Here is an 18,238-nt window from a genome sequence, read left to right as displayed (position 1 = left end):
GCTTCAGCCCGACTCACGCTCAGATCACCGTCACCAGCCGGTGACCCGGCGCAAAGGTCAGGCGCACGCAGGTCAGGCGCGCCTCGCCACGCCACGTCACCCGCTCGACCACGAACAGCGCGGCCCCCTCAGGGCAGCGCAAGGCTGCCGCTTCGCCCTGTGTCGCGGCATGGGCCGAAAAGGCAATATCGCCGCCCTCGAAAGGAATGGTCAGCACCAGCCATTCATTCGGGCTGAGTGTGGTGAAATCCGCGTCCTGAACCTGTGGCACCGCCTCTGGGTCGATCCAGCGATCCTCTAGCGCATAGGGATGACCGTCGGCCAGATGCAGGCCAACCACATGCAGCAAAGCCCGATCCGCCCCCAGCGCCAGCCGCGCCTGCACCGAAACAGGTGGCAGGGCCATTTCGCGCTTTTGCAGCGTAAAGGCATAGGCCGCGCCGCGCGCCTCGATCTCATCGCGCAGCACGGGAATATCCAGCGTCGCGCGTCGCACCGGGCGCATGGCAACCCGGCTGCCTGCGCGCCTGCGCCGCTCGATCAGGCCCATTTCGGCCACCTCGCGCAGCGCCCGGTTCACCGTGGTGCGGGCACATCCCAGTTCCTGCGCCAGATCCGCCTCATGCGGGATTGCCCCGCCCGGCGCCCATTGCCCCGACCGGATGCGGCGCAGAACCTCGGCCTGCACGGCCTGCCATGTGTTCGCCCCGTCCGTCATAGGGCGCTGATCAGGGGCGCCACCGCGCGGCGATAGGCGGCCACGATCTGCGCCCGCGCCACATGGCGACCGCCCTGCACCATATGCCGCCCCGCAGACCAGACATCTGTCACCATCCGGTCATCCCCCGCAAAGATCCATGCATCCAGCAGCCTATCGCCCTGCCGCCCGGCAAGGTCAACATGATCTGCCTCCAGCGCCATCAGATCGGCCCAAAGGCCCGGCGCGATCTGGCCGCTGTGCCGCCCCGCGGCCTGCGCCCCGCCCGCACAAGCGGCCTGAAACAGCCGCCGCCCGGTGGACAGATCAGATGTGGCCAGTGCTGCGCGGCTGTGATCACGCAGGCGTTGCGAATAATCAAGGGTGCGCAATTCCTCGGCCAGGGCAATGCGGATGTTGCTGTCTGACCCAATCGCCATCACGCCCCCGGCGTCAAACCACCGCAAGCCATCAAAGATTCCGTCGCCCAACGACGACTCGGTGATCGGACACAGGCCCGCCACGGCGCCAGAGCGCGCCAGCGCCTCGGTCTCGGTCGGCAGCATTTGCGTGCAATGGATGAAACAGCAATCCGGGCCGGGGGCCAGATGGCTTAGCACCCACTCTACCGGGCGCTGGCCGGTCTGGGCCTGAACCTCCTCAACCTCGGCCACCTGTTCGGCCAGATGCATGTGAAAGGGGCCCCCGTCCGCCATGCCCCGCAAGGCGAGCAGATCCTTGGGCTGGACAGCCCGCAGGGAATGGGGCGCAACACCCGTGCAGGAATCCGGCCCCACAGTGGAAACCGCAGCCTTGGCGGCGGCATGCAGCGCCGTGAACCGCCCAAGATCATTGCCAAAACGGATCTGCCCCGGGGCCAAGGGCCGCTGATCCAGCCCGCCAAACTGATACAGCACCGGCAACAGCGTCAGCCCGATACCGGTTTGCGACGCCGCCGCAGCGATGCGGCCCGAGGTTTCGGCCAGATCGGCATAGGGCACACCGCCGGGGTCATGATGCAGATAGTGGAACTCGACATTGCAGGCATAGCCCGCCTCCAGCATCTCCATCTGCACAAAGGCGGCGATGGCCTGAATCTGGTCTGGGTTCAACTGGTCAAGAAAGCGGAACATCAACTGCCGCCATGTCCAGAAACTGTCGCGAGGATTTGGGCCCCGGCCTTCTGTCAGCCCGGCCATGGCGCGCTGAAAGGCATGGGAATGGGCATTGGCGGGCGCGGGCAACAGCACCCCGACGCGCGTGCCCGACGGTGCGCTGCCAGCCATGACACTGGCGATCCGCCCCGCCGCCAAGGTGACCCGCACATCCCGCGCCCAGCCTGTTGGCAGCAAGGCCCAATCCGCCCAAAGCTCTGTCATGATCGCCTCTTGACCCGATAATATGTATGCACTTATTACCGATGCCAGTGCATATGACAAGGCCAAGCAATGATTCTGACAGGCGCCACCCTTGCCACGCTGACCGGTGATCAGCCCTATGGTCTGATCGCAGATGGCGCGCTGGTGTTGCGCGACGGGCTGATCGACTGGGTTGGCCCCGCCGCTGCCTTGCCCAAGGATGCAAGGGGCGCGCGGCACGATCTGGGCGGCCGGCTGGTCACCCCGGCCCTGATCGACTGCCACAGCCATCTGGTCCATGGCGGCAACCGGGCCCAGGAATTCGAGATGCGGCTGCAGGGGGCCAGCTATGAAGACATCGCCCGCGCCGGGGGCGGCATCCTCTCTACCGTCACGGCCACCCGTCAGGCCAGTGACAGCACCCTGCTGGACGCCGCCCTGCCCCGGCTGGATGCGCTGATGGCCGAAGGCGTGGCGGTGGTCGAGGTGAAATCCGGCTATGGCCTGGATATCGAGACCGAGCTGAAAATGCTGCGTGTCGCCCGCAAGCTGGCGCAGCTGCGCCCCATGCGCATCGTCACCACCTTTCTGGGCGCCCATGCCATCCCCCCCGAATTCAAGGGGCGGGCCGATGACTACCTGACCGACATCTGCCTGCCGGCCCTAAGCCGCGCCCATGCCGAAGGGCTGGTCGATCAGGTCGATGGGTTTTGCGAAGGCATCGCCTTTACCCCGGCCCAGATCGCCCGCGTGTTCGACGCAGCGCGTGCATTGGGCTTGCCCGTCAAGCTGCATGCCGAGCAATTGTCGCACCTTGGCGGCACAGAACTGGCCTGCCAGTATGGGGCGCTGTCGGCCGATCACGTCGAATATGCAACCAAGGCCGATGCCGCAGCCATGGCGCAATCGGGCACCGTTGCGGTTCTGCTGCCGGGTGCTTTCTATGCCTTGCGCGAAACCCAAATGCCGCCAATCGCGGCCTTTCGCGCCCATAATGTGCCGATGGCGGTGGCGACAGACCTTAACCCCGGCACCTCGCCGCTGAATTCGCTGCTGCTGGCCATGAACATGGCCTGCACCCAATTCCGCCTGACCCCGGAAGAGGCCTTGCGCGGCACCACGCTTCATGCCGCCCGCGCCCTTGGCCTGCACGATTGCGGCCAGCTTGCCCCCGGCCTGCGCGCCGATCTGGCGATCTGGAATGTCGGCCACCCGGCGGAACTGTCCTACCGGATCGGCTTCAACCCCCTATCCCAGCGCATCTTCGGAGGTGCCTTTTGACCCATCCCCTGACACCCGGCACCACCCCACTTGCCACGCTGGAAACCCTGTGGCGCAAGGGTGGGCAGGTCCGGCTTGACCGCACGGCCAAAGACGGGATCGACGCCGCCCACGCCCTTGTGGCCCGCGCGGCCAGCGGCGACGCTGCGGTTTACGGCGTGAACACGGGCTTTGGCAAACTGGCCTCGGTGCGCATTCCGGCCAAAGACACCGCCACCCTGCAACGCAACCTGATCCTGTCGCATTGCTGTGGTGTGGGCGCGCCGATGGAGGAACCCACAACCCGGCTGATGATGGCGCTGAAACTGCTGTCGCTGGGCCGCGGGGCCAGTGGCACGGCCTGGGCCACGGTGCAGTTGATCGAGGACATGCTGAACGCAGGCGTCACCCCGGTGATCCCGTCGCAGGGCTCGGTCGGGGCCTCGGGCGATCTGGCCCCGCTGGCCCATATGGCGGCGGTGATGATCGGCGAGGGAGAGGCGCTGCTGAACGGCCAGCGTCTGCCGGGCCGCGTGGCCCTGCAACAGGCGGGCCTTTCCCCGGTTACCCTTGGCCCGAAAGAGGGGCTGGCCCTGATCAACGGCACCCAGTTTTCCACCGCCGCCGCACTGGCCGGCCTTTGGGGGGCGTGGGACAACCTGACCGCCGCCACCATCACCGGCGCGCTGTCCACCGATGCGATCATGGGCTCGACCGCGCCGCTGAACCCGGCGATCCACGCCTTGCGCGGCCATCCTGGCCAGATCGACTTTGCCGCCGCCCAATCGCGCCTGCTGGAGCGTTCGGAGATCCGCGAAAGCCACCGCGACGGCGACACCCGCGTGCAAGACCCCTATTGCATCCGCTGCCAGCCACAGGTGATGGGTGCCGCGCTGGATCTGTTGCGCCACGCGGCCCGCACGCTGGAAGTCGAGGCAAATGCCGTCACGGACAACCCGCTGGTGCTGGTCGAAACCGGGGAAATCGTCTCGGGCGGCAATTTCCATGCCGAATATGTGGCCTTTGCCGCCGATCAGATCGCGCTGGCCGTGTCAGAAATCGGGGCCATCGCGCAGCGCCGCATTGCCCTGATGGTGGACCCGACGCTTAGCCATGACCTGCCGCCCTTTCTGACGCCGGACCCCGGCCTGAACTCGGGCCTGATGATCGCCGAAGTGACCACGGCGGCGCTGATGAGTGAAAACAAGCATCTGGCCACGCCCTGTTCGACCGACAGCACCCCAACTTCGGCCAATCAGGAAGATCACGTCAGCATGGCCGCCCATGCCGCCCGCCGCCTTGCACGGATGAACACCAATCTGAACGTCATTCTGGGGGTCGAGGCGATGGCCGCAGCGCAAGGCATCGACTTCCGCGCCCCCTTGCAAACCAGCCCCGCGCTGCAACAGGTGATGCGGGTGATCCGTGCCCGCATTGCCACCTTGAGCGCCGACCGCGCCCTGACCCCCGATATCGAGGCCGCCGCAGACCTTGTCCGCGCCGGTGCCTTGACCACAGCCTCTGGGCTGTCACTGCCCGCCCTGACTTCCGTCGTCTGACCCAAAGGACACGCCATGACCAATCCCCGCCACAACCTGCGCGACATCTTCCCCCCCACAGGCCCGGAAAAAACCGCCAAGACTTGGGGGGCCGAGGCGGCGATGCGGATGCTGATGAACAACCTGCACCCCGATGTGGCCGAAAACCCGCACGAGCTGGTGGTCTATGGCGGCATCGGCCGCGCCGCCCGCACTTGGGAAGATTTCGACCGCATCGTGGCGGGGCTGAAGGATTTGGAGGAAGATGAGACGCTGCTTGTGCAATCAGGCAAACCCATCGCCATCATCCGCACCCATGCCGATGCCCCGCGCGTGCTGATCGCCAATTCCAATCTGGTGCCGCATTGGGCCACATGGGAGCATTTCAACGCGCTCGATCGCAAGGGCCTGATGATGTATGGCCAGATGACGGCGGGAAGCTGGATCTATATCGGCACCCAAGGCATCGTCCAGGGCACCTATGAAACCTTTGCCGAAGCCGGCCGCCAGCATTACGGCGGCGATCTCACCGGGCGCTGGATTCTGACCGGGGGTTTGGGCGGCATGGGGGGCGCGCAACCTCTGGCGGCTGTTATGGCGGGGGCCTGTTGCCTTGCGGTCGAGGTGGACGAAACCCGCATCGATTTTCGCATCCGCACCCGCTATCTTGATGCCAAGGCGCAGACGCTGGACGAAGCCTTGGCCATGATCGCCGACTGGAAAGCCAAGGGACAGGCGAAATCCGTGGGCCTTTTGGGCAATGCGGCCGAGGTTTTCCCAGAACTTCTGGCGCGGATGCAGGCCGGTGGCCCCCGCCCCGATATCGTCACCGACCAGACCAGCGCCCATGACCCGCTGCACGGCTATTGCCCCGCAGGCTGGAGCGTGGCCGACTGGCGGGCCAAACAGGAAACTGCCCCCGCCGAGGTCCAGGCCGCCGCCCGCGCCGCCATGCGCGCCCATGTCGAGGCGATGGTGGGCTTTTGGAATGCCGGTGTGCCCACGCTGGATTACGGCAACAACATCCGGCAGGTGGCCAAGGACGAAGGCTTTGACAACGCCTTTGCCTTCCCCGGCTTTGTGCCCGCCTATATCCGCCCGCTGTTTTGCAAGGGCATTGGCCCCTTTCGCTGGTGCGCGCTGTCGGGCGACCCCGAAGATATCCGCAAGACCGATGCCGCGATGAAACGGCTGTTCCCGGACAACGCCCATCTGCACCGCTGGCTGGATATGGCGGGCGAGCGCATCGCCTTTCAGGGCCTGCCCGCCCGGATCTGCTGGATCGGCCTTGGCGATCGGCACCGCGCCGGGCTGATGTTCAATGACATGGTTGCCAGTGGTGAATTGAAGGCCCCGATCGTGATTGGCCGCGACCATCTTGACGCAGGCTCGGTCGCCAGCCCCAACCGCGAGACCGAGGCGATGAAAGACGGATCGGATGCGGTGTCGGACTGGCCGCTGCTGAATGCGCTGATGAACACGGCCTCGGGGGCGACATGGGTGTCGATCCACCATGGCGGCGGCGTGGGCATGGGCTTTTCGCAACATGCGGGTGTGGTGATCGTGGCCGATGGCACAGCCGAGGCCGCAAGGCGGCTGGAGCGGGTGCTGTGGAACGATCCGGCCTCGGGCGTCTGGCGGCATGCCGATGCGGGCTATGAAACCGCGCTGGACTGTGCGCGCGACCATGGCCTGCGGCTGCCGGGGATCTTGGGAAACTGATACCGGCCGCCCAGCCCTTGCAAATAAGGACCGGGATTGCCCGGTTCGGCCCCGATCTGGTCTGAAGAAAAACCAGCACCCCCGCAAAGCGCCCCTTTGTCCTGCAAATCGACTGTGGGGCAGAACACTGTTCCCCCCCGGCGATTTGACGGCGCGCGCTGAGCCGCGTTAGGCGATCATCCTGGTCTGGCTAAGGAGTCGCGGATGCTGCTTGAACTTTATGATTTCGGTATCGACCCACGGGTTTTGCATATCGGTCTGGGGCTGGCCCTTGGCCTTTTGTTCGGCATCGCTGCGCAAATCTCTCAGTTTTGCCTGCGCCGCGCCATCGACACTGGCGCAAGTGATCGCACTGGGGCAAGTGATCGTCAGGCGGCCGCAGGCGTCTGGATGGCGGCCTTTGCAGCCGGGGTGCTGGCGCTGTGGGGGGCTGGGGCCTTGGGCTTTGCCGATCTGTCGGGCCATCGCTGGATCAGCGCCGACTTGCCGATTGTGGCCATTGTGCTGGGTGGTCTGGCCTTTGGCGTGGGCATGGTGCTGACGCGGGGCTGCATGTCACGGCTGACAGTTCTGGGGGCCTCGGGCAACCTGCGGGCGCTGACTGTGATCGTGGTCTTTGCCGTGATCGCCCATGCCATGCTGAAAGGCGTTCTGTCGCCCCTGCGTGAGGCGCTGGTCGCGGTGACGGTGACCAGCCCCGTGGCAACACTGGCGGATCTGCCGGGCGGGGCTGCGCTCTGGGCGCCCGTTGTCGCGCTGCCCTTGTTGGTATTGGCATGGCGGTCGGGCGCAAGCCTGTTTCACCTTGGCCTTGGGGGCCTAATTGGCCTTGTCGTTGCCGCCGGCTGGGCCGGCACTTCGGTGCTGCTGCTTGACGAATTTGACCCCCTGCCCGTTCAAAGCGTGGCCTTTACCCTGACCTGGACCGAAACGCTGTTCTGGACCATCGCCTCGACCGCCCTGCCTGCCACCTTTGGCGTCGGCTTTGTCGGCGGTGTTCTTGGCGGGGCCTTCTTGTCGGCCCTGTTTCGGGGCGAGCTGCATCTGCAAAGCTTTGAGACACCCGAACAGACGCTGCGCTATGCGTTGGGCGCGGTTCTGATGGGGGTCGGCGGTGTGCTGGCCGGGGGCTGCACCGTGGGGGCTGGCCTTGCGGGCGGCGCGACCTTGTCGGTCGCAGCCCTGCTGGCGCTGGGCGCGATCATTGCGGGGGCCATGGGTGCAAACCTTGTGCTGGCGGGGGCATCCAAGGCCGGGTCCGCCTCGGCTGTGGCCTAAGCCACCGTCACATCATGGCCATAGAGCCAGTCAAAGCGCTTCAGCGCCATCTGCGGGGCCACCCACCCGCCGAACTTCAGGCCCAGATGCGCCACATCGCGCAGCGGGCCTGACAAATGATAGGCCCGCGCATTGCGGTTTGCAGCCTCGACAATGCGGGCACAGCGCGGGGCACGGGCGGCCTGATAGGCGGCAAGCCCCGCAGCCAGGCTGTCATGGGTGCCAAGGCTTTGGGCCAAGACCCATGCATCCTCCAGCCCCATGCTGGCCCCCTGCGCCAGAAACGGCAGGGTCGGATGCGCCGCATCCCCCAAAAGAGCGGCGGCCCCGTGCGGGGTGACGGCATGCCAGCGTCGCGCAACCGGATGGCGAAACAGGCCCCACAGCCAGACATCCTTGATCTGGCCCAGCCACCCCCGCACCCGTGGCGAAAACTGCTCAAAGGCCACCTGCAATTCCATCGGGTCATCGCGCAGCGACCAGCTTTCATCGACCCAGCGGTTGCGTTCTTCTACCGCCACGATGTTGCGCAGCGTGCCGCCCCGCAAGGGATAGCTGACGATGTGGCGCCCCGGCCCCATGTGCACCTCGGCCACCGGCGCATCCGACCCGTCGGCCGGGATCAACGCCCGCCACGCCACCTGCCGGGTAAAGAACGGCGCCACCTTGCCATTCAGCGCCTCTCGCAGGCGCGAATGCAGCCCATCGGCCCCGATCAGCAGATCGGCCTCGGCCTCGGCACCCTGGGCCGTGGTATAGCGGGGCTTCGGGCCAGACAGATCAACATGCTCGATCCGCTGCAACAGGCGCATCTCGACGCCAGCCTCACGCGCGCCTAGCAACAAAAGATCAATCAGATCGGCCCGATGCAGAAAATGATAGCCTTGGTCAGGGCGCAGGCGCGCCACGTCCAGCCGGGTGACCACATCCCCGCCCAATCCGTCGCGCAGTTCCACCGCCTGCGCGCGCAGCGACCGTGACTCTAGCGCATCGCCCAATCCAAGCGCCTTGAGCACCGCCGCGCCATTCGGGCTGACCTGCAGGCCTGCCCCGACCTCGCGGATGGCATCAGCTTGTTCCAGAATGGTGACCTGAGCCCCGCGCAACGCCAAGGCACGCGCCACAGCAAGGCCTGCAATACCAGCCCCAAGCAGGGTGACCTTTTGTCCGATCAGGCTCATGGCCGTGGTCCTTTGATGGGCAGTCAGGAATGAAAACGCCGGACCCTTGGGCCCGGCGCGATACTGTCGTCGTCGCATCCCCCCGGCAAGCATAGGACTGCCGGCGGGCCTGCGACGAAAGGATCAATCCTCGCGGTGAACCTTTTCGCGCCGCTCATGCTTTTCTTGCGCTTCCAGCGTCATCGTTGCAATCGGGCGCGCATCAAGGCGTTTAAGGCTGATCGGCTCGCCCGTCATTTCGCAATAGCCATATTCGCCGTTGTCGACCCGGCGCAGCGCCGCGTCGATCTTGGCAATCAGCTTGCGCTGGCGATCCCGGGTGCGCAATTCCAACGCACGGTCGGTTTCTTCGCTGGCCCGGTCGGCAATATCTGGAACATTGCGGCCGCTGTCTGTCAGGTTGTCCAGCGTCTCGGCGCTTTGGTCCAGCAGCTCGGCCTTCCAGTTCAACAGCTTGCGACGGAAGTATTCCAGCTGCCTTGCATTCATGAAAGGTTCGGTTTCAGCGGGCCGGTAGTCATCCGGCAAGAACGCTTCTTGCTTCATAGCAGCACTCTCCTTCGTGTCGGAACGGGCCGACAGGTGGGCTTCTGTCATGGCGCACTCCTGCTGGCGGTGCAGTTAGCCCCTTTTCGTTCTAATGTCACTAGGCGTTGCGAGATTTTGTGGCCCGCACTAGGGTCACGCCACAAAAGCGTGTAAAGACCGGAGCCGGGCATGAAGTTCACCTCGACCGAGACCTATGTGGCAACCGAAGACCTGTCGGTGGCGGTGAATGCCGCTGTCGTCTTGCAGCGCCCCCTGCTGGTCAAGGGAGAGCCGGGCACCGGCAAGACCGAACTGGCCCGGCAGGTGGCGCAGGCCCTGGGCCTGCCGCTGATCGAGTGGCATGTGAAATCAACCACCAAGGCACAACAGGGCCTTTATGAATACGATGCCGTCAGCCGCCTGCGCGACAGCCAGTTGGGCGATGCGCGGGTGAATGACGTCAAGAATTACATCCGCAAGGGCAAGCTGTGGCAAGCGTTCGAGGCCGAACAGCGGGTGGTCTTGCTGATTGACGAGGTGGACAAGGCCGACATCGAATTTCCCAACGACCTGTTGCAGGAACTGGATCGGATGGAATTCCATGTCTATGAAACCGGCGAGACGATCCGCGCCAGGCACCGCCCTGTCGTCATCATCACCTCTAACAACGAAAAAGAACTTCCCGACGCCTTTCTGCGTCGCTGCTTTTTCCATTTCATCCGCTTTCCCGATGCCGACACCATGCGCGCCATCGTCAACGTGCATTTCCCCCATATCAAAGAGGCGCTGCTGACCACGGCGCTGACCCAGTTCTATGAACTGCGCGACATGCCGGGGCTTAAGAAAAAGCCATCCACCAGCGAAGTGCTGGATTGGCTGAAGCTGCTTTTGGCCGAAGATCTGGGCCCCGAAGACCTGAAGCGCGATGGCAAGGCCATGCTGCCAAAGCTGCATGGGGCGCTGCTTAAGAACGAACAGGATGTGCATCTGTTCGAGCGTCTTGCCTTCATGGCGCGCTCTGGTCGCTGACGGCCCGCCTGTTTCAGATTCTGGAACAGTCACAATCGACTGTTTCCAGATTCTCGAATCGGGCGTGATTGCCATGGTTTAGCCACAGTTCTGCCACAAACCGATCACGAAACACCGATTTTCTGAAATATACCGCAATATTGCGTGATAGAGTGATCGTAGATGCGGTGGTTTGGCCTTGGTTGCCTGCCACCCATAGACTCGCCTTGAAGATGCGGAATCCACAAGATTGACACAATGCTGCCCCTTTGCAGACATTGCAGACTTGTTGATTGAAATTTGCCGAAACCCGACACAAGGCCTCTCGAATGGCATCAGGTGCACCCTTTGGACCAGACGCGATCCGCCGCCTTTTTGGCGCGGCGCATGGCCCTGTGGGCACGATTGTCGGTTTTGGCGGGGGCAAGATCACGGCGGGGGCCGTGGTTGCATGCTCTGACTTCTCTCTGCCCGGCGGTCGCGCAAGCAGGCCGTGGATCAGGGGGCGGGATCTGGGGGGATCCCGTAGACTGCATCGTGCTGTGTTGGACCGGTTCTGCCCGGTCCGCCTGCGTCCATTGAAACCGGGGCGGCCCTTGGCCCTCCCTCGTGCAAAAGAGCTGCCACTCTCATGCGCCTTCCTTCGCTGCTTGCCAGCCTTGCCCTTACCAGTTTCCTGACCGCATGCGTTGCGACGCCACCGGCCGAGGTTTCAAAAGGGTTCATTGACGGTCGAACCACCGATCAGGGTCTTGCCGTGATGCAAGCCTTTGTTCCGGCGCAGCCCATTGGGGTGACGCGGGGCAATGCCGAAATGGCCGCCGACTTTCTGGACCTAGAGTTCAGGATGGAAAGTGGCCGCGCCCTGCCCGTTCTGACCCGGTTTGACGGCCCGATCACGATTGGTCTGCGCGGCGATGTGCCCCCCGTGGCCACCAGCGAATTGCAGCGTGTTCTGGGCCGGATGCGCAACGAGGCGGGCCTTGACGTCTCGATGGCCTCTGCCGGAACGCAGCCCAGCATCACCATCGAATTCATGCCCAAATCCACCCTGCGCCGGGCCGTGCCGTCTGCCGCCTGTTTCGTGGTGCCCAATGTCGGGTCGTTTGGCGAATATATGAAAGCGCGCGGCACGGCCGCGACGGATTGGGGCCGGATCACCCACCGCAAGCAGGCCACCATTTTCGTGCCCAGCGACACCAGCCCGCAGGAGGTGCGTGACTGCCTGCATGAAGAACTGGCCCAAGCCATGGGCCCGCTGAACGATCTGTTCCGCCTACCTGATTCGGTCTTTAACGACGACAACTTCCATGCCGTGCTGACCGGCTTTGACATGCTGATGCTGCGCGTTCACTATGCGCCTGAATTGCGGTCAGGCATGAACGAGGCCGAAGTCGCGGCACGCCTGCCCGCCATTCTGGCCCGGCTGAACCCCGCAGGTCAGGGCCGCGGCACAGGCCCCAAGGCAATGACACCGCGCAGCTGGATTTCAACGGTCGAGGCAACCTTTGCGGGCCGTTCCGGGGCGCGGCTGTCGATGGCAGATCGCCTGATCGGCATTGCCCGGGCGCAGGGGTGGAACGATGGCCGCCTGGCCTTTAGCTACTTTGCCCGCGCCCGTGCCAAGACGGGCAGCGATACATCGGGCGCGATCGCCGATTATAACGAGGCCGCACGGATCTGGCGCAACACGCCCGGTGCCGCCATTCATGTCGCCCATGTTGACATGCAGCTTTCGGCCTTTGCCCTGTCGTCGGGCCAGTTCGACGAGGTCATTCGCATGACCGACCGCGCTGTTCCCGTGGCGCGCACCCATCAGAATGCGTCCCTGTTGTCGTCGTTGCTGGCCATGCGGGCCGAGGCGCTGGAGGCCACGGGCCGCGACGCCGAGGCACGGTCGGCCCGTCTCGACAGTCTGGGCTGGGCGCGCTATGCCTTCGGTTCGGACACGCAGGTGCGGGCACGGATGGGCGATATCGCATCGCTTGCCGCCCGCGGTCGGCGCGGGTAACGGCGGGGCTGGGCTTTGTCCCTTTCCGCCACAAGGCAGGCAAGGGATAAGGCATGATCGTGATCGCGGGTCTGGTGTTTGGCGCACTCGGCGGGGCATTGTTGGCGAAAAAGCGCGGCGGCAAGCCGTTGGATATGGCGCAATATGCTGCGGGTTTTGCCATCGCCTTTGGCCTTTTGGGCCTGTTTGCAACCCTGATCCTTGATACCATGCTGCGGGGCTGATCGCATGTTCCTGCCCTTTTTCGAAACCCTTCGAAGAACGGGCGTGCCGGTCAGTCTGCGCGAATACCTGGCCTTTCTAGAAGGTATGGCCGCCGGGCTGGCCACCTATGATCCCGAGGCGTTCTACTTTCTGGCCCGCACCGCGATGGTCAAGGATGAGCGACATCTGGATCGCTTTGACCGCGCCTTTGCCGCCAGTTTTCAAGGGCTTGACGCAATTACCGCCGAACAGGTGCTGCAAGCCGTTGATCTGCCACGCGACTGGCTGGAAAAGCTGGCCGAAAAGCATCTGAGCGCCGAGGAGCGCGACCAGATCAAGGCTTTGGGCGGATTTGACAAGCTGATGGAAACCCTGCGCCAGCGGCTGGCCGAACAGCAGGGCCGCCATCAGGGGGGCAACAAATGGGTGGGCACAGCGGGGACCAGCCCCTTTGGCGCCTATGGCTACAATCCCGAAGGCGTGCGCATCGGCCAAGACCAAAGCCGCCACCAGCGCGCCGTCAAGGTTTGGGACAAGCGTGAGTTTCGCAATCTGGACGACACGGTGGAACTGGGCACACGCAACATCAAGGTGGCCTTGCGCCGTCTGCGCAAATGGGCGCGCGATGGCGCAGGGGAAGAACTGGATCTGGATGGCACGATCCGCGCAACAGCCGATCACGGCTATCTGGACGTGCAAACCCGGCCCGAGCGGCGCAATGCGGTGAAGGTGCTGCTGTTTCTGGATATCGGCGGGTCGATGGACCCCTATGTCAAGGTGATGGAAGAATTGTTCTCTGCCGCCAAGGCAGAATTCAAGCATATGCAGCACTTCTATTTCCACAACTGCCTTTATGAAGGTGTGTGGAAAGACAACCATCGCCGCTGGGATCAGCAGACCCCGACGCAAGAGGTTCTGCGCACCTATGGGTCTGATTACAAATGCATTTTCGTGGGCGATGCCAGTATGTCCCCCTATGAGATCCTGCATCCCGGCGGGGCCAATGAACATTGGAACCCCGAGTCCGGACAGGTATGGCTGCAACGCGCCTGTGACCAATGGCCCAAACATCTGTGGATCAACCCGGTGCCCGAACAGCATTGGCCCTATACCCAGTCCACCCGCCTGATCCAGGGGATTTTTACCAACCGCATGGTGCCGATGACGCTTGATGGCATCGCGCGCGGGATCAAGGAACTGACATGATAGGTCTGGCCCGGCGACACCCCATTCTGGTCGGGGCCTTTGTTCTGGCCCTTGCGCTGTCCCTGTTCCTGACCGGGCGGATCGTGGTGCGCACCGTGTACTGGGCGCAGCACCGCGAAGAACCCATCGCGGGCTGGATGACCATTGGCTATGTCGGCCGCAGTTGGGGCGTGCCCCCGCGAGAGATTGATCGGCGGGCCGGCCTGCCGCCGCCCGATGGGGGGCGCCCCCTGACGCTGGAGCAGATCGCCGAGGATCAGGGCATGCCCCTTGCGGTGGTGATCGCATTGGTCGAAGTGACCGTGGCCGAATTGCAGGCCGAGCGCGACGCACATCTGGCACCGCGCCCATGACAGACTGGCTGCTGGCACTTGTGCCCACCTATGGGCTTTGGTTGATCGCAGGCACCACCTTTGCCTCGTGCCTTGCGCTGCCCATTCCGGCGTCGGTGATCATGCTGGCAGCGGGCGGCTTTGCGGCGGCGGGCGATCTGGTGCTGTGGCAGGTTGTCGTCTCGGCCCTGTCGGGGGCATTGGCCGGCGATCAGGTCGGCTATGGCGCAGGTCGCATGGGCGGCGGACCGTTTCTTGACCGTATCGCCAAGGCCCCGTCGCGGGCCAAGGTCGTCACCAAGGCCCGCAGCACGATGGAGGCCAAGGGGGGCATCGCCGTCTTTCTGTCGCGCTGGCTGTTCAGCCCGCTTGGGCCTTATGTCAACGTGATCTCGGGCGCGATGCGGCACAACTGGCTGCGCTTTACCCTGTGGGCCGCGTTGGGAGAGGTGGTCTGGTGCTCTCTTTATGTGCTGATGGGCCGGGGCTTTGCCGGAAATCTGTCGGCAGCGTCCGATATGCTGGGCTCGATCCTTGGCCTTGTCGCGTCGGGCACGGCGGTGCTGGGTTTGGGCTGGTGGCTGCTGCTGCTGGCGCGCAAGGAACATGCGCAGCGCAAAGCGCGCCGGGGCCTTTCCGAAGCGCAGGACTGACCCTATCTATAGCCCATGATCAAATTTCTGCCCATCTTTCTGGCCCTAGGCTATGCGCTGCTGATGTGGCGCTTTTCGGTTTGGCGCACGTCAAAGATGCTGGATGCGCAAAGCACGCCGCTGACCGACCCGGCGATCTTGCGGCTGACCGACAAGATGGCACAGGCGCTGGATGTGCCGCAGATCAAGGTGAATGTCTTTGAGATTGAGGCAGTGAACGGCTTGGCCGTGGCCGATGGGCGCATCTTCCTGACCCGCGGCTTTTTGAACCGCAAGGCGCGGGGCGAGGTTTCGGCCGAGGAAATGGCCAGCGTCATCGCGCATGAGCTGGGTCATGTCGCGCTTGGCCATACCCGGCGGCGGATCATCGACTTTACCGGGCAGAATGCCGTGTTTGTGATGCTGTCGGCTTTGCTGAACCGGTTTTTGCCGGTTGTGGGTGTCTGGATCGCCAGCCTGATTTCATCTGCCCTGATGGCGCGCCTGTCGCGCCGCGATGAATTTGAGGCCGATGCCTATGCCAGCGCCTTGCTGACCAAGGCGGGGATTGGCACGGCGCCGCAAAAATCGCTGTTTCGCAAACTGGATGCACTGACCAAAAGCGCAGGTGCGGGCATTCCGGCCTGGTTGCTTAGCCACCCGAAAACGGCAGACCGCATCGCCGCGATCGAGGCTGCCGAGGCCCGCTGGACATTGGCACGCGGCGACTAGCCCACCATGGCCCGCGCCAGGCGGTTCAGCTTGACGCGCTTGAGCAGCGCCTTCAGCGCAATCTCTTGCCCCGACAGCCGACAGGCGGTGGCATGCACGCGGGCCACCACCTGCCCCACCTGATCAGGATGGCGCGACTGCAACTCCCACAAGAAACCATCCGGGTCGCGGCGATCCACGCCCTCTTCGGCCAGGGTATGGCGCGGGAAATCTTTGGCGTTGAAGGTGATGATGCAATCGGCATGGCCCGCGATGGCCACAGCCAGCACATGCGCGTCATTCGGGTCGGGCAGATGCAGCCGCGCCTCGATGGCATCCTGGGCGCGAACCATCGCCTTGGGGAATTGGGCGCGCAACAGCGCCGCCTCGCCTTGGGCAATCACCGGGGCGCCGGGGCCAAGCTTGGCCGTGGCGCGCACCCATTCGCCCAGGATGCGCTCGGAAAACAGGGGCTGAAACAGGCCCTGTGCTGCGCAACCGATCAAGATCTCGCGCAGCACCGTGGGATACAAAACGCAGGCATCCAGAACCGCCTTCATCCATCCAGCCGAAAGAACAGCGACTTCAGATAGCCGCCTTCGGCCAGTTGCGGCAGAACGGGGTGATCGGGGCCAGCAAAGCCGGTGTAGATGATCTGCCCACGCCGCCCGCCGCGCCCGATGCCACGGGCGCTGGCATTGCGAAAGGCTGAAAGATCAGCGGCATGAGAGCAAGAGCATAGGCCCAGATAGCCACCCGGCGCCACCAAAGGTGCGGCCAGACGTGCGATGCGTTCATAGGCGCGCAGCCCTGCCTCCAGCGCCGGTTTGGCCGGGGCAAAGGCCGGCGGGTCGCAGATGACCACGTCAAATTGCGCCCCTTCCTCGGCCAGGGCTTCCAGCACGGCAAAGGCATCGCCCTGACGCGCGGCAAAGCGCGATTCCATCCCCATGGCTTTTGCCCCTTGCGCGGCCAGATCCAGTGCCGGGGCCGAACCATCGACACACAGCGTCGACGCCGCCCCCCCGGCCAGACAGGCCAGACCAAAGCCACCAACATGGGAAAACACATCCAGCACCCGCGCGCCGCGCGCCAGACGGGCGGCAAAGGCGTGGTTGGGGCGCTGGTCATAGAACAGGCCGGTTTTCTGGCCGCCCAGCAGATCGGCCATATAGGTTGCGCCGTTCATCGGCACGGCAATCGGCCCTGCGATCTGGCCCTGCGCCAGCACCACTTCTTCGGCCAGGCCTTCCAACCCGCGCGCACGACCCGAGCCGTTCTTGACCACAGCCGTCACCCCGGTCACGGCCACAAGGGCAGCGATCAGATCTGTCAGATGCGCCTCGGCCCAAGCCGCATTGGGTTGCACCACGGCCGCATCGCCAAAACGGTCGATCACCACACCGGGCAGGCCATCCGCTTCGGCATGAACCAGCCGGTAAAAGGGCGCGTCAAACATAACCGAGCGCAACGACAGCGCGCGCGCCAGCCGCTGCGCAAACCACGCCTGATCAATCGACGCCTCGGGGTCGCGATCCAGCATGCGGGCGATGATCTTGGATTTCGGGTTCACCGTCACCAACCCAAGCGGGCGGCGCTCGGCATCCTCAAGCACGGCAAGCGTGCCGGGGGCAAGACCCTGGGTGCGGCGGTCGGTTACCAGTTCGTCAGCATAAACCCAAGGAAACCCATGCCGGATGGCACGGGCCTCGGCCTTGGGGCGCAGGCGAACAACGGGGCGGGTTTGATCGGGATGGGGCAAAGGGGAGGTCATCATGCCCCCCCTTACCCGATCTTGATATGCTGGGGAATGCCCCTTAATTCGCGTTGGTCGTGAAATCCGACGGAACGCCGCTCAATGCTTGGCTGACCAACAGCGGGTCTGTGACCTGTGCGCTCAGCTCGGCGCGCAAGGAATTGACCAGACGCTCGACAATCACCACGCGCATCGTGCGGCCGGCCTGTTCTTCGGCAACGGCCTGTGCCCCGCCAGCGGCCTTGACCTCGGCATGCACTTTGCGCGGGCCGTCCAGAATGGCACCGCTCTGGGCGTCGCGCACAGTCAGGATGTATTTGACATCATGCACCCCGCCCACGGTGTAGCGGGTCTTTTCCGTGACCGAATGGAAACGCAACACCTCGACATCGACAATGGCAGCTTGGCCTTGGGTCATCACCGCCGAGACCTTGGCAGCGGCCTCGTCAAAAATCGACTTGATCTGGGCATGGCGATCCCCCCGCACATCCCCCCGCCACACGATGTCGGCGATCGGGTAGAACATATTGGCCTCGGACACCCGCAGCGATCTGGGAACGGAAACATTCACCGCCTGCACGCTGTATTGCCCCACCATGACCTTGGGCAGATTGGACTCGACTGCGTTGAACTGGCTGCTTTCGGTGATCGGGTTCACCGAACGGCTAACGTCATCGCTGGCAACGCAGGCCGACAACAGCGTTGCAGCGGCAAGCATCGTGATCATCATGCGGGTCATGGGGCAATCCTCTGCGGAAGTTCTTTCCGATAGAGTGACGGTCGCCCGAAAAAGCGGCGAGATTGCGTTCAAATGCG

The 18,238-nt window shown here is 64.2% G+C and carries 18 protein-coding genes; 11 read left to right on the top strand and 7 right to left on the bottom strand.

The features are described 5' to 3' along the window. Positions 1-19: 19 nt before the first annotated feature. Both V3C85_RS09960 and V3C85_RS09955 read right to left on the bottom strand, forming a co-directional pair. Entirely contained in the window at positions 20-718 is a 699-nt protein-coding gene (locus V3C85_RS09960) for a GntR family transcriptional regulator (protein ID WP_331794933.1), read from the bottom strand. Next, on the bottom strand, positions 715-2,076 hold the full coding sequence (locus tag V3C85_RS09955) for a formimidoylglutamate deiminase (protein WP_331794932.1): 1,362 nt from the start codon (positions 2,074-2,076) through the stop codon (positions 715-717). The genes V3C85_RS09960 and V3C85_RS09955 overlap by 4 nt, the downstream gene beginning before the upstream one ends. A 69-nt stretch (positions 2,077-2,145) precedes the next feature. Between V3C85_RS09955 and hutI the strand changes: the two genes are divergently transcribed. From hutI to V3C85_RS09935, 4 genes are all read left to right on the top strand, one after another. Next, positions 2,146-3,336 (top strand): imidazolonepropionase, encoded by a 1,191-nt coding sequence (gene hutI / locus V3C85_RS09950; protein WP_331794931.1) that lies wholly within the window; start codon positions 2,146-2,148, stop codon positions 3,334-3,336. Next, a complete protein-coding gene (gene hutH / locus V3C85_RS09945; protein WP_331794930.1) occupies positions 3,333-4,874 on the top strand; it encodes a histidine ammonia-lyase in 1,542 nt (513 codons plus the stop codon). Before hutI ends, hutH begins: the two co-directional genes overlap by 4 nt. Before the next feature lie 15 nt (positions 4,875-4,889). Then, positions 4,890-6,575 carry a urocanate hydratase gene (gene hutU, locus V3C85_RS09940; RefSeq protein ID WP_331794929.1) on the top strand — a complete coding sequence of 562 codons (1,686 nt, stop codon included), beginning with the start codon at positions 4,890-4,892 and terminating at the stop codon, positions 6,573-6,575. 204 nt (positions 6,576-6,779) lie between these two features. Further along, positions 6,780-7,853 carry a YeeE/YedE thiosulfate transporter family protein gene (locus tag V3C85_RS09935; RefSeq protein ID WP_331794928.1) on the top strand — a complete coding sequence of 358 codons (1,074 nt, stop codon included), beginning with the start codon at positions 6,780-6,782 and terminating at the stop codon, positions 7,851-7,853. On the opposite strand, the gene V3C85_RS09930 is transcribed toward V3C85_RS09935, so the two are convergent. After that, a complete protein-coding gene (locus V3C85_RS09930) occupies positions 7,850-9,034 on the bottom strand; it encodes an FAD-dependent monooxygenase (RefSeq protein ID WP_331794927.1) in 1,185 nt (394 codons plus the stop codon). The two genes, V3C85_RS09935 and V3C85_RS09930, sit on opposite strands and share 4 nt — an antisense overlap. A 123-nt stretch (positions 9,035-9,157) precedes the next feature. Next, entirely contained in the window at positions 9,158-9,580 is a 423-nt protein-coding gene (dksA, locus tag V3C85_RS09925) for an RNA polymerase-binding protein DksA (protein ID WP_331795276.1), read from the bottom strand. 171 nt (positions 9,581-9,751) lie between these two features. Between dksA and V3C85_RS09920 the strand changes: the two genes are divergently transcribed. From V3C85_RS09920 to V3C85_RS09890, 7 genes are all read left to right on the top strand, one after another. Continuing rightward, on the top strand, positions 9,752-10,591 hold the full coding sequence (locus tag V3C85_RS09920; protein WP_331794926.1) for an AAA family ATPase: 840 nt from the start codon (positions 9,752-9,754) through the stop codon (positions 10,589-10,591). 610 nt (positions 10,592-11,201) lie between these two features. After that, a complete protein-coding gene (locus V3C85_RS09915; RefSeq protein ID WP_331794925.1) occupies positions 11,202-12,581 on the top strand; it encodes a DUF2927 domain-containing protein in 1,380 nt (459 codons plus the stop codon). A 53-nt stretch (positions 12,582-12,634) separates the two neighbouring features. Beyond that, complete coding sequence (locus V3C85_RS09910; protein ID WP_331794924.1) at positions 12,635-12,805, top strand: hypothetical protein; 171 nt, start codon at positions 12,635-12,637, stop codon at positions 12,803-12,805. Positions 12,806-12,809: 4 nt separating this feature from the next. Next, positions 12,810-13,991 (top strand): vWA domain-containing protein, encoded by a 1,182-nt coding sequence (locus V3C85_RS09905; protein ID WP_331794923.1) that lies wholly within the window; start codon positions 12,810-12,812, stop codon positions 13,989-13,991. Beyond that, entirely contained in the window at positions 13,988-14,344 is a 357-nt protein-coding gene (locus V3C85_RS09900) for a hypothetical protein (protein ID WP_331794922.1), read from the top strand. Before V3C85_RS09905 ends, V3C85_RS09900 begins: the two co-directional genes overlap by 4 nt. Continuing rightward, the gene (locus V3C85_RS09895; RefSeq protein WP_331794921.1) at positions 14,341-14,976 is read left to right on the top strand and encodes a DedA family protein; all 636 of its coding nucleotides are present in this window, start codon (positions 14,341-14,343) and stop codon (positions 14,974-14,976) included. The genes V3C85_RS09900 and V3C85_RS09895 overlap by 4 nt, the downstream gene beginning before the upstream one ends. A gap of 15 nt (positions 14,977-14,991) precedes the next feature. Next, positions 14,992-15,687: a M48 family metalloprotease gene (locus tag V3C85_RS09890; RefSeq protein WP_331794920.1), complete on the top strand. Its 696-nt coding sequence runs from the start codon at positions 14,992-14,994 to the stop codon at positions 15,685-15,687. Here the strand turns inward: V3C85_RS09890 and V3C85_RS09885 are convergent. From V3C85_RS09885 to V3C85_RS09875, 3 genes are read right to left on the bottom strand one after another with little or no spacing between them, the layout of a single operon-like run. After that, on the bottom strand, positions 15,684-16,226 hold the full coding sequence (locus tag V3C85_RS09885) for an RSP_2648 family PIN domain-containing protein (protein ID WP_331794919.1): 543 nt from the start codon (positions 16,224-16,226) through the stop codon (positions 15,684-15,686). The two genes, V3C85_RS09890 and V3C85_RS09885, sit on opposite strands and share 4 nt — an antisense overlap. Next, positions 16,223-17,440 carry an RSP_2647 family RNA methyltransferase gene (locus V3C85_RS09880; RefSeq protein WP_331794918.1) on the bottom strand — a complete coding sequence of 406 codons (1,218 nt, stop codon included), beginning with the start codon at positions 17,438-17,440 and terminating at the stop codon, positions 16,223-16,225. The genes V3C85_RS09885 and V3C85_RS09880 overlap by 4 nt, the downstream gene beginning before the upstream one ends. 43 nt (positions 17,441-17,483) lie before the next feature. Further along, entirely contained in the window at positions 17,484-18,161 is a 678-nt protein-coding gene (locus tag V3C85_RS09875; protein WP_331794917.1) for a DUF6778 family protein, read from the bottom strand. Between the last annotated feature and the right edge of the window lie 77 nt (positions 18,162-18,238).

The sequence above is a fragment of the Pseudotabrizicola sp. L79 genome (assembly GCF_036553525.1).
Lineage (GTDB): Bacteria > Pseudomonadota > Alphaproteobacteria > Rhodobacterales > Rhodobacteraceae > Pseudotabrizicola.
Note: the sequence above shows the minus strand (reverse complement) of the source record. Positions and strands in the feature narration are given on the sequence as shown.